General features: G+C 30.5%; 8 protein-coding genes. 6 read left to right on the forward strand and 2 right to left on the reverse strand.

Annotation, left to right across the window (positions count from 1 at the left end; translation table 11 throughout):
- The first annotated feature begins 13 nt into the window (after positions 1–13).
- The 6 genes from BUB89_RS16285 (at position 14) to BUB89_RS16310 (ending at position 5678) form a co-directional block, all read left to right on the forward strand.
- Positions 14–1546 (forward strand): alpha-L-fucosidase, encoded by a 1533-nt coding sequence (locus BUB89_RS16285; protein ID WP_073246999.1) that lies wholly within the window; start codon positions 14–16, stop codon positions 1544–1546.
- A 71-nt stretch (positions 1547–1617) separates the two neighbouring features.
- Positions 1618–2631, forward strand: a complete 1014-nt coding sequence (locus BUB89_RS16290; protein WP_073247002.1) for a zinc-binding alcohol dehydrogenase family protein — start codon at positions 1618–1620, stop codon at positions 2629–2631.
- A gap of 198 nt (positions 2632–2829) precedes the next feature.
- Positions 2830–2997, forward strand: a complete 168-nt coding sequence (locus tag BUB89_RS16295; RefSeq protein ID WP_159434584.1) for an amidohydrolase family protein — start codon at positions 2830–2832, stop codon at positions 2995–2997.
- A gap of 129 nt (positions 2998–3126) precedes the next feature.
- Complete coding sequence (locus tag BUB89_RS16300; protein WP_073247056.1) at positions 3127–3918, forward strand: SDR family oxidoreductase; 792 nt, start codon at positions 3127–3129, stop codon at positions 3916–3918.
- 90 nt (positions 3919–4008) lie between these two features.
- Positions 4009–5334, forward strand: a complete 1326-nt coding sequence (gene fucP, locus BUB89_RS16305; protein WP_073247004.1) for an L-fucose:H+ symporter permease — start codon at positions 4009–4011, stop codon at positions 5332–5334.
- A gap of 2 nt (positions 5335–5336) precedes the next feature.
- Entirely contained in the window at positions 5337–5678 is a 342-nt protein-coding gene (locus BUB89_RS16310) for an L-rhamnose mutarotase (protein ID WP_073247006.1), read from the forward strand.
- A 206-nt stretch (positions 5679–5884) separates the two neighbouring features.
- Here BUB89_RS16310 and BUB89_RS16315 read toward each other — a convergent pair whose 3' ends face one another.
- Together BUB89_RS16315 and BUB89_RS16320 are read right to left on the reverse strand one after the other, a co-directional pair.
- Entirely contained in the window at positions 5885–10096 is a 4212-nt protein-coding gene (locus BUB89_RS16315) for a hybrid sensor histidine kinase/response regulator transcription factor (protein WP_159434585.1), read from the reverse strand.
- A gap of 1343 nt (positions 10097–11439) precedes the next feature.
- The gene (locus BUB89_RS16320; RefSeq protein ID WP_141384481.1) at positions 11440–12627 is read right to left on the reverse strand and encodes an HYR domain-containing protein; all 1188 of its coding nucleotides are present in this window, start codon (positions 12625–12627) and stop codon (positions 11440–11442) included.
- Positions 12628–12804: the final 177 nt, after the last annotated feature.

Raw genomic sequence — 12804 nt, forward strand, 5'->3', positions numbered from 1 at the left:
TAAATACAATACTATGCTTTTAAGAAAACAACTCTTTGCTTTAATAATCATTTCCGCCTTGATGCTTGCGTGTGGTTCTAAAAAGCACAATAAAACAGTATCAATTAAATCTGAAAAAGCTCAGGTTTTTGAGCCAAATTGGGAATCTATTAAAAAAAACTATAAAGATCCTGAATGGTTTAACAAGCAAAAGTTTGGTATATTCATTCATTGGGGCGCTTATTCAGTTCCTGCTTTCGGTTCAGAATGGTATCCACGCCAAATGTATATGGATACTGCTACATTTACTGCACAATTGAACTTTGAAAAAATAGGTCCTAATCCCGTATACACACATCATAAAAAAACTTGGGGTGATCAAAAAACTTTTGGATATAAAGATTTCATTCCTATGTTTAAAGGGGAAAAATTCAATGCTGCAGAATGGATTGATTTATTTAAAAAAGCAGGAGCGAAATATGTAATTCCCGTAGCAGATCATCACGATGGATTTGCCATGTATAAATCGCACACCACACGTTGGAACTCAGTTGACATGGGACCTAAACGCGATGTTTTAGGAGAGCTTTTCAAAGAAGGAAGAAATCAAGGGCTTATAATGGGGGCTTCTTCACATTATGCTTTTAACTGGTCATTTTACAACAAAAAAGATCATTTTGACACTACCGATCCGCAATATGCTGATTTATATTCAACAAAAGGGAAAAATTTAAAAGAACCTGTTTCCAAAGAGTTTAAGCAAAGATGGTGGGACAGAACTGTTGATTTAATTGATAATTACCAACCAGATATTCTATGGTTCGATTTCTATTTAGATATTCCTGATTATGCAGATATGCGACCAAAAATTGCTGCTTACTTTTATAACAAAGGAATTGAGTGGGGAAAAGAAGTGGTTATCAATGATAAGAATTTTGACCATGAAGCCTTTCCAGAAGGCACTGTAATTTACGATTTAGAACGTGGAAAACTTCCAGGTATTCGCAAATTACCATGGCAAACTGATACTTCTATTGGTAAAAACTCTTGGTCTTATGTAAGCAATTGGGAATCTAAAACAGCCAATCAGTTAATTGATGATTTGGTTGATATCGTTTCTAAGAATGGAAACTTACTTCTAAATGTAGGTCCAAAGGCTGATGGTACCATTCCAGAAGACCAAAAAGAAATCTTATTACAAATAGGTAATTGGTTATCTATTAATGGAGATGCTATCTACGACACAAAATATTGGAAAACTTTCGGTGAAGGTCCTACTGAAGTAAATAAAGGACATCATTCTGAAGGAGATAATAAAGATTTTACAGGGCAAGATATTCGTTTTACGCAAAAAGGAAATAAATTATATGCTATTATGATGGCTTGGCCTACCAATAATAGTGTACATATTAAATCTGTTAAGTCTTCTGAAGATAAAGTCTCTAATGTAAAAATGTTAGGAAGCAATGCTAATTTAAAATGGTCTCAAGACACTAATGGTCTTATTGTAGAAATGCCTACTCAAAAACCTGGAGATTATGCTTTTGTACTAGAATTGACCTTATAAAAGTAGTTTAGTGATAAGGGTACATCAGATATTGATGTACCCTTATACTTTTTATACTAATATTATATCTTATGAAATACATTGTTTGCGAAAAACCTGGAGAATTTTTATTAAAAGAAAAAGAAGCTCCTATTAGACAAGAAAACGAAGCTTTATTACAAATCAATAAAGTGGGGATTTGCGGTACAGATTTACATGCTTACGCTGGAAATCAAGCTTTTTTTACCTATCCTAGAATATTAGGACACGAACTAGCGTCCACTGTTTTAGAAATTGGAGATAATCCAAAAGAAATCAAAGCAGGAGATAAAGTGGTTGTTATGCCTTATATCAGTTGTCAAAAATGTATAGCTTGCCGTAACGGAAAAACAAACTGTTGTACCAATATCAAAGTATTAGGAGTTCATACTGATGGAGGAATGCAAGAACAAATTACTGTTCCAGCCAATATTTTACTGCCAGCCAATCATTTATCAAATGATCAAATGGCAATAGTTGAACCACTTGCTATTGGCGCACACGCAGTACGTAGAGCTGCCATTACTGCTGGCGAAACCGTAGCGGTTATTGGTTGTGGTCCTATCGGAATTGGAATTATGAAATTAGCACAAATTGCTGGTGCCAAAGTAATTGCTATCGACATGAACGAGCAACGTTTAGCTTACGCCAAAGAAAAAATTGGAGTAGATTACACCTTAGTAGCTGGAGAAAACACAGTTGAAGCAATTAAAGAAATTACAAATGGAGATTTATGTACAGCTGTTTTTGATGCTTCTGGTCACAAAGGAGCACTTGAAACTGCTCCAAAATATATGTCTCATGGTGGTCGTTTTGTATTAGTTGGTTTATCAAAAGGAGAAATTGCGTATTCACATCCTGCTATTCATGCTAAAGAAATGACTTTGATGTGTAGTCGTAATGCTACTACCGAAGATTTTGAACATGTTATCAATATTATAGATCAATTTCCAACAGAATCTTTTATAACACACTCTGTACCTTTTAATGAAATGATTAAAAATTTTGATAGCTGGTTAAATACTACTTCAGGCGTTATAAAAGCTACAGTTGTATTTAATTCTTAATCAAGAAAAGCCAATCATAATTTCCTACTTCGTCTCATTTTTTTGAGAGGAATTAAAGATTTAAAGAAATACTATTTTAATTATGGAGTTTATAGTTTTCCACATCAATTGGGTGAGGCTTTAAAGTTTATAAAAATTTGCAGATTAAAAATTCATAAATAGATTATTTAGCCAACCCTTATATCAAAGATGGTTTTTATGAGAGTTGGACTTGAAATTGGTAAACATAAAAATATCTATTGCAAATTATCAGGAATGGCTACCGAAGCTGTTTATATAACTGGGACACCGGATAAAACTCAACCCTATATGAAACTTGCACTTAAACTGTTTGGTCTTAACCGAATATTATTCGATTCTGATTAGCTCATTTGTTTAGTTGCTCGTAATTCACTAAAACAAAAGAATTAGTAACTCAATTTATTGCATACTTATCTTCTTAAGAACAAAATTTGATTATGGAACATAATGCAATTAATTTTTATAACTTATAACATGAATTTAAATTTAAAAAACAAAATTGTAGTCATTACAGGTGCTGCAGGAATTAGAGGAAGTATTGGAGAAACAATCCTAAGACAATTGGTAGCCGAAGGAGCTATTCCTGCAATTATAGACAAAGATGCTAGGGGTTTTGAATACGTAAAAGAAATTCAAAATCAAGGTATAGATGCTATTTTTTGTCAAAGTAATTTGTCTGATCCGGAACAAATAAAAAATGCAATTAAAGCTATTGTTAACAAATACAACCGTATTGATATTGTGATAAACAATGTAGGGGTAAATGATGGCGCTGGACTAGAATCTAGTTACGAAGAATTTATGGATTCATTAAAACTAAACTTGGTGAGTTATTTTATGATTGTAAAACATACAGTACCTTATTTAAAAGAATCAAAAGGAAATATTTTGAACATTGGTTCAAAGGTAGCTTTAACAGGTCAAGGAGGCACTTCTGGATATGCCGCTGCCAAAGGTGGTGTTTTAGGATTGACACGTGAATGGGCAGTTGATTTAATTAAATACTCGATAAGAGTTAATGCAATTATTATTGCCGAAAGTTGGACTCCTGCATATGATGATTGGATAAAAACCTTAGAAAATAGTGAACAAAAGTTAAAATCAATTGTAGAAAAAATACCTTTTGAAAATAGAATGACTACTCCAGAAGAAATATCAGACACTTGTTTATTTACCATCTCTGAACGTTCTTCTCATACTACAGGACAGTTCATTACTGTAGATGGCGGTTATGTAAATCTAGATCGTTCATTATTATCAAAATAAACCCATAGATGATTATCTAAAAATCATTTATAACTATTAATCATCATAGTATTGTATATTATGATTTCCATATAATTTAAAACTATTTTAATGAATTTAACAAAAAAAACACCCGTTGTAAGTAAGGAAACAGCCTTTCAATTTATTATCATAACCATATTATTTGCCCTATGGGGAATAGCCAATGAATTAACAGCTCCGATGGTATCAACCTTCAAAAAAGTGATGCCAGAACTTTCAAATTTACAAGCCTCATTTGTACAAATGGCTTTTTATTTTGGATATTTTTTTATGGCTTTTCCCGCTGCTCTTTTTATAAGAAAGTATAGTTATAAATCAGGAATAATCCTAGGTTTAATTTTGTATGCTACAGGAGCATTTTTATTTTATCCAGCAGCACATTATCAAAATTACACTTTTTTTCTTGTCTCATTATGGGTCATCACTTGTGGTTTAGCTTTTTTAGAAACAACATCAAATCCTTTAATTCTATTTTTAGGAAATAGTGAAACAGCAACGCAGCGATTAAATTTAGCACAAGCTTTTAATCCTATTGGTGCAATAACTGGTCTAATTTTAGCACAAGAATTGGTTATTGGTAATATTAAATCTAATAATTATACACCAGAAACATTCAAACAATTATCCTCTGCAGATTTGGCTGCAATCAGAGAAAATGATTTAGGAATCATAAGTATACCTTATATAGGTTTAGGACTTTTTGTTTTATTAATTCTAATCATTATTATTTTCACAAAAATGCCCAAAGCAATAATAGAAGAAAAGATATCTGTTTCAGATTCTATCAAAAAATTATTAGCAAATAAAAATTATATTACTGGTGTAATTGCACAAGCATTTTATGTAGGGGCTCAAATTTTATGCTGGACATTTATGTATCAGTATGTAGATAATATTAATGCTACATACAATCTTAACATAACAGCAACAAATTACAATATTGCTGCAATGCTTTTATTTTTAGCAGGTAGGTGGATTGGTACAGCAATGATGAAAACCATAAATCCATCCAAAATGCTAATATATTTTGGTATTGGCGGAATAATATGTGCTGCAGGAACCATAATTTTACAGGGGATACCAGGTTTAATTTCGTTAATATCAATATCTATATTCATGTCTATTATGTTTCCAACTATTTATGGAATTGCATTGAAAGATATGGGTGACGAAGCTAAAATAGGTTCTTCAGGATTGGTTATGGCTATTGTAGGTGGAGCATTGATGCCTTTATTACAAGCAAGTATTTTAGATTGGGGAGGACCTGGATTTTCTGACTTGAAAATTTTTGGTTTCATACCAGAAGTCAATTTTTCATTTATTTTACCTTTGCTGTGTTTAGCAATAGTAGCTTTTTACGGATATTTAACATTAAAAACATCTAAAAATAATTAAAAATGAGCACAAAAAGATATTGCTATTCATGCGATTTAAAAAATGATTCAAAATTAATTGCAGAATACAAAGCATACCATGCCGCTGGTAATGCCTGGCCAGAAATCACCAAAAGTATTAAAGATGCTGGAATTGTAGATATGCAAATTTACTTAACAGGAAATCGTATGTTTATGATTATGGAAGTGGATGAAACTTTCGATCCTGTCAAAAAAGCAGAACTGGACGCCATTAATCCAAAAGTTCAAGAATGGGAAAACTTAATGTGGAATTATCAACAAGAATTGCCTTGGGCTAAAGATGGTGAAAAATGGATTCCTCTTGAAAAAGTATTTCAACTTTAAAAAACAAATAAATCATTCCTTAAAAGCCACTATTTTAAATTTCGAATAAAATAGTGGCTTTGTTTTTATTAAAGTTGAACAATAATTATAAATAAAAAAATGATTCATTCCTAAAAGGCATAGAATAATATCATATAAATCAAGACTTTAACCATAAAAAGGAAGCCCTAATTTTACAAATATTATGCAATATAGATGATTAAATACTACTCTAAATCCTCTTTCCTATCGTTCTGTCTTACATACTCACTTGGTATAACACCAAACTGTTTCTTGAAACACTTAGCAAAATAGGAAGCAGTATTAAAACCAGTCATATACATAATCTCTTTAACAGATAAATCACTTTGTTCAAATAACTGTACAGCCCTTTTTAAACGAATATTTCTAATAAATTCACTTGACGAAAGCCCCGTTATTTCTTTAAATTTCAGATAGAGATTACTACGACTATGTCTCATTTCTTTCACTAACATCTCAACACTAAAATCAGTATTCATCATATGTTTCTCTACAATTTCTATAGCTTGCTGCAAGAAAATCTCGTCAGTAGAGGTCACTGTTACTTCCTTTGGTTGCAAATTAATTTCACGGTTAAAACGTTGTCTTAATTCATCCCTATTCTTTATAATGTTCTTCAATTTTACCTTTAACAATTCCGTATCAAAAGGCTTTCTAATATAATCATCTGCACCATTTTTAAGTCCTTTAAGTTCACTTTCTTGTGAAAGTTTTGCTGTTAACATTATAATTGGAATATGGCTAGTCGTTTTAGTCGTCTTTAATTTTTCACATAATTCAAGCCCATCCATTATTGGCATGAGTAAGTCTGTAATGATAATATTTGGAGTGATTTTATTAGCAACATTAAAACCTTCTTCACCATTTTCAGCCTCATATATTTCATATTCTTTGTTCAATACTTGCTTTATGAAAGTTCTGATGTCTGCATTGTCATCCACAATTAATAAAATAGGTAACTTTGATCTTGATTTGGTAATACCATCATCTAATAAATCATCATTATAATCAATTGCAAAAGATTCTTTTTCAGATGATCGCATTAAAAAATCACTATCGGATTCCTCTTTACAAACAATTTCTGGAATATTTAAATATGCCTCTTTATGCATAGGCAATTTAACCGTAAATTGAGTACCCTCATTTACATTACTCACAACTCCAATAGTTCCTCTGTGAAGTTCAACAAGAGTTTTAGTAAAGGACAAGCCAATACCAACACCTTGTGGATTTTTTTTATTTTTATCTTCTTCAATATAAAATTTTTCAAAAATAGTATGTAATCTATTTTCTGGTATACCTTGGCCAGAATCTATAACTTGAATAACAACAACTGGCAAGTTGTTATCATCTAAATCTTCATATATTTTAACCGAAATTTCACCATATTCAGGAGTAAACTTAAAAGCATTAGAGAGTAAGTTATTTATTATTTTTTCTATTGCATCATGATCGAACCAGCTTATAATATTTTGATTTGAAGTTTCGATTTTAAAATCTATTAGTTGCTTGTGAGATAAAAATTGAAAAAGCTCTGTCACTTCTTTAATAAAAGAAACGATATTACTTTTACGAACTACCAATCGCATTTTACCCTGATTTATTTTTCTAAAATCTAATAATTGATTGACCAAGCGCATTAAATAGCTAGAGTTTTTTTGCATTAAAGCATATTGCTCTTGCAATTCTTTTTGATTCAAATTCTCACTATTTTTTTGTAAATATTCAATTGGCCCTTTTATAAGGGTTAATGGGGTTCTAAACTCATGAGATATATTGGTAAAAAAATCTAGTTTTATTTTTTGTAATTCTTCATTTTTTTCGTTCTCAACATGCTCTAGCTCTAATTGGTGTTTTTTAGTTGTATTAATTATTGTAAATTTTCGATATAAAAACAACGCTAAAATAATTAATATAACATAAAAAAGATAGGCAAATTTAGTTAGATAAAAAGGTGGAATTACTTCGATTTTAAGTTCTGTTGGGGTTGAATCCCATATTCCATCATTATTAGATGCTTTCACTTTAAAAATATAGCTCCCCGGCGGAATATTTGTATAAGTCGCAAATCGTTTTTTTGATGTAGTATAAATCCAATCTTTATCAAATCCTTCAAGCTTATAAGCAAATTGATTTTTTAGTGGAGCTACATAATGTAGGGCTGCAAACTCAAAAGAAAAACTATTTTCATCATATTCTAATTCAATATTTTGCGTGTAATTTATTGATTTATTTAATATAACTCGTCCATTAATTTCCTCATCAATCTTAACCGACTTATTAGAGATAAAAAAATCTGTAATAACGGTTACAGCCTCATGTCTATTATCAATAATATCTTCTGGATAAAACATATTAAATCCATTAATTCCCCCAAAAAGCATTGCACCATTTTTTAGCTTTAAACGTGCCAATTCCTGAAATTCATTGTTTTGTAAACCATCATTAACGTCATAGTTTTTAAAAGACTCTTTACTAGGGTTAAATTTTGATAACCCTTTATTTGTAGATAACCACAAATTAGCATAATCATCTTCTAGAATCCCCTTAATAATATTATTAGGGAGACCTTTTTTATCATTATAGGTTATAAAATAAGCCGACTTCCCTTTTAATGGCTGTACGTATTTATTGAGTCCTCCTCCAAAAGTTCCAATCCACATATCGCCGTTTCTTGATTCAAATAATTCTAATATGTAGTTATGGCTAATACTCTTATTATCTGAAGACTTGTGTTTGAAATTTTTGAATTTAGGTTTAGATGACGTAATTTCTTTTGACGTCAACAAGCTTAATCCATTGGCAGTTGCAAACCAAATATTACCTTTACTATCTTCATAAATGTTACGAATAATATTATCTGAAATACTAACAGAATCTTTGTTTGAATGTAAAAATACTTGTTTCTTGTAAGGAACTTTATCTCCTTGATACAACCAACGATTTACTCCTCCATTATAAGTGCCAATCCAAACATTTTTATGGCTGTCTTCGATAATTGAAAAAACACTATGTGTTATTTCTTTTACTGCTTCAATTTTACTTTCACTTATACCCTTGGGGTTTGAAATATCCAATATAAATAACCCAGGGGAAGATTCAGCACCAATAAATAATTTTTTAGTATTCCCTTTTTTAATCTCTGCTAAAGCAAACGGTTTGGAAATGGTTTCAAAAGTTTTAAAATTATTATAGTTTTTATTAGCATCCTCTTTTAGAAGCATATTTAAACCTCCTCCTTCTGTACCAATCCATAAAGTGCCATTACTATCTTCAAACATAGCCCTAATTTTATCATAACTAAGACTTTTAGTATCTAGCGTTTTTCTAACATGTCTAAAATGTTTTCTTTTGGGATCAAACTTATTGACTCCACCCCCATTGGTTCCAACCCAAACAATTCCTGTATGATCTACAAGCAAAGATTTTACTATATTTTTACTAAGGCTATTAGGATTTCTAGGATCGTAAACATATCGTCCTTTAAATTCGGGTATTCCTCCTTTATTAGCACTATTAAAATATAAGAGTCCATTATTTGTACCTGCCCAAATATTATTTTCAGAAATAGCTATAACGTTAAAAAAACCATCATAAACCTTATTTACCTTCGGAGAATTATCATTTCTATCAAGTAAAAAAAGAGCAGAACTTGTTCCTATAATTAAACGACCAAACATATCCTCTTTAACACTTCTTACAGTACTTTTTGGCAATCCTATAGTTTCATTAATTAATCTAAAATAAATATCACCATTTTTGTCTCTTGAAAGTTTATATAAACCTTCTGAACCACCTACCCATAATTGATTTTTACTATCTTCAAAAATTGAAAAAATAGTATTTTTTTTAAAACTCAAAACATTATCTTCAACGTTCAGATTAAAATGTTTAAAACTAATTCCACCAGATATCTTATTAAGATCTAGTAAATCTAATCCATCATTTGTACCTATCCATAACTTATTCCCTTGATCTAAATAAAGAGCATTAATGTGATCACTACCTATACTTTTTAAATTCCCTTCTTCATGAGTATAATGAATAAAAGTTTCTGAAGACTTATTAAAATAATTTAATCCATTTCCTGTAGTGCCTAACCATAAATTCCCATTATGATCAGCAGTTAAAGAATAAATTAAATTACTGTTTATACTTTTTGGATTATTAGAATCTGGATTATAAACATTAAAACTATAACCGTCATATTTATTTAGTCCATCATGAGTCGCAAACCACATAAATCCTTGCTTGTCCTGATAAATGTCGTTGACATCGTTCTGAGACAAACCATTATTTGTAGTTAAATGTTGAAAATAAACTGATTCTTGTGATAATATTTTATTTTGAAAATAAAATAAAAACAGCACAAAAAAAATTTTTGAAAATGAAATCATTTTACACATAATTAAGTACCTAAAAAATTATATAAACAAATATATCACTTAATTGAAGTCGTAGTATGTTAATTAGAGCTCATTTATTTCGAATAAAGCATTTATTTTTTCAATATAGTCGATAATCGTTAAGCTTTTGAAACAATATATACCCCTAAGGATTTACCTAGTCTATTTTTGCTAGTTATTCTTAAATAAAAAAACTCAATCATAGGGAAGACTATTAAATTTTATAAATACCAATCAAACTTTAATTGTGCTTTTGTACTTAGAATAAGAATCGTTATTAAAGCCATCCAGATTTGAATCATAACAGCATTTTCAGATATCTCTATTAATGATTTTATCTGAAGTAACTGTCTTATCCTTGAAAAGCATTCTATTTATCACCTGCTTCAAAATAATTCCTCAATAATGTTTGACGACCAATTGAACTGATTTGTAATAAGCTCAATGGGCTTGTTTATTTTAGTCATCACAAATAACAACATATCTTAATTGGTTTGGAAATTTATTTTTTAAGGCTCATTTTTCAATTCAACCAAATTATCTTTAATAATTTATTAGCAATACTTTTGCGCAATCTTTTTATTACATCATGATAAATCGTAAATTGTGTTTAACCAGAAAACACTCCGTTACTGTAACAAATTAAAAGAAAAAAGTCATTGCAAAATCGATCGACTACAATCACACTTCTTAAAAAAAAAGGGATCTCGTCAGCTCATTTATCATCAGGAATTTCTCTATCAACATAAGCAAGTTAATTCCTTTAAAAATTTAAATAATGTATGCATTCCAACAGCTTCTTTGGGTCTCGTGTATCTCCTAAGACAAACTTAAACTAATGCTATTGAGTCAAGTAAAAAACTTTGATTTAATTCTAAATTTAAGCTGTTTAAATCTTGGATGCTGTTCTAAAAAACTCTTGAGCAATTGAAAAAAACACACTTTAATGAGCTCGTGGAAACAGCTCTATTTTAATGACTGATAGAAGACTTTGAAGAAACTTTGTTTATCCCAAAAAATCAGATTCCCATTAGTAAAATGAGTCGGTTATTCATATATAGGGTAGATTTACTTTTTGCAAATTGACAGAAAAGCTACGAAACTAAATGATTCCAATTATTAAATCCTTTTATTATGTTAGTCAGTTTTCTTATTTTTAACTAATATATTGAATTCTTAACGGCCTAATATAGAAATCATTTGACATAACAAAGTAATATTTACAACAAGAGGGCATTTTTTTGTTGTACAAATTCAAAAATAATTTGATAGACAAAATCCAACCCTCTTTTTCACACTTAGGGCGCTATTGTAAAAAAATAATTAGTATCGAATTACTGGTTTTCTAATTTCCAAGTTCTTACCCAATCATATTTAGTCGTTAAATCATCAAATGATCCAGAAGTGAAAACACTACCTGCTTCGTCTACAGGGTTCCAATCATACGTTTCCATAGCCATTGTAATATAACCTTCAAGATCAAAATCTGCTGGAGGATTGGTTATAGAATGTGTGAATTTACCGTCTAAATAAAATAAAATTTCAGTAGGTGATTTCCACCAACATCCGTAGACAAAAAATCTGGAATTATTTTTCTCGGTCAATGCAGTTTTACCCGGTGATTGTAGTGATGTAGCAACATCACACGTCTGTTTGTGTCTCCATGTATTAGAAGCAAAAATTTGATCCCAATTATTTGCCCATGCTTCGGTTCCGCTATGAACGCGTCCAACACATTCTTGAATGTCCAATTCTAGTTTTCTAACAGGTCCCGTATTGCAATTTTGTTTAAAAGATATCCAAAACGTAGAAGACATGATTGTCTTGTTAGCTTTCATTCTACATTCATAATATTGACCAGGTTTTGCTAGTACCTTTGAGCGTATAATAGCACCTCCATGAGTAAAAACCGTATTGTTTACCGTTTTAGGTGAAGTGAATTTTTCAACAGTTACGTTTAAATTGCCATCACTCACTGTAACGTTATCAGATTCAAATAATCCTGGAGCTCTCCCAATCCAATTAAAACCATCTGTTGCAGGGTTTCTATGCCATTTATTATCATCAAAAGAAGTCCCTTCAAATTCATCTGATAATTCGCCAACCTTAGTCCATTTTTTACCAGATGGTGTCGGATCATTTCCAATAAAATAAGGTTTATTGTTTGATGGTGCATTTCTAGTTACAACAACATCAAAACTACATGTAGCTATATTACCAGCCCCATCTTTTGCCCGAAAGATATTAGTTGTTGTTCCAATGGGAAACATGGCGCCAGGAGTCAGCCCACTTGTTTGTGTAACCATTGCACTAACATTATCTGTCGCTTTAGGAATAATATAATCTACTTTGGCTTCGTTCTCCGTAGAGGCAATAGTAACAGTAATGTTAGCTTGACAATTTATTACAGGGATTTCAGTATCTGCAACTGCATCTTCTGCACTACTACATGATGTACTTAAAAGTATCAAGAATAAACTTGAAGCGTAAACTAATTTGTTTTTTACCATATTTTTTTTCATAATTTTTTTATATAATATATTTATCACTAGTTGTCAAAAATATATTAATCGTTTTGTAACAAATGAAACAGATTACCCAAAATACAAAACGTATGTCTTTTATTTTGAAGGATAACTCAATAATAAACGAATCTGAAGTTCTATATTGATGTGTCACATCCAGATCTTAAAATTCCT

This window comes from Flavobacterium flevense, assembly GCF_900142775.1.
In the GTDB taxonomy this organism is placed as follows: domain Bacteria; phylum Bacteroidota; class Bacteroidia; order Flavobacteriales; family Flavobacteriaceae; genus Flavobacterium; species Flavobacterium flevense.

Excerpts from the sequence above, each read along its gene's own strand:
- fucP (WP_073247004.1), top strand. The coding sequence starts at position 4,009 with ATGAATTTAACAAAAAAAACACCCGTTGTAAGTAAGGAAACAGCCTTT.
- BUB89_RS16290 (WP_073247002.1), top strand. The coding sequence starts at position 1,618 with ATGAAATACATTGTTTGCGAAAAACCTGGAGAATTTTTATTAAAAGAA.
- BUB89_RS16300 (WP_073247056.1), top strand. The coding sequence starts at position 3,127 with ATGAATTTAAATTTAAAAAACAAAATTGTAGTCATTACAGGTGCTGCA.
- BUB89_RS16320 (WP_141384481.1), bottom strand. The coding sequence starts at position 12,627 with ATGAAAAAAAATATGGTAAAAAACAAATTAGTTTACGCTTCAAGTTTA.
- BUB89_RS16315 (WP_159434585.1), bottom strand. The coding sequence starts at position 10,096 with ATGATTTCATTTTCAAAAATTTTTTTTGTGCTGTTTTTATTTTATTTT.
- BUB89_RS16310 (WP_073247006.1), top strand. The coding sequence starts at position 5,337 with ATGAGCACAAAAAGATATTGCTATTCATGCGATTTAAAAAATGATTCA.
- BUB89_RS16285 (WP_073246999.1), top strand. The coding sequence starts at position 14 with ATGCTTTTAAGAAAACAACTCTTTGCTTTAATAATCATTTCCGCCTTG.
- BUB89_RS16295 (WP_159434584.1), top strand. The coding sequence starts at position 2,830 with ATGAGAGTTGGACTTGAAATTGGTAAACATAAAAATATCTATTGCAAA.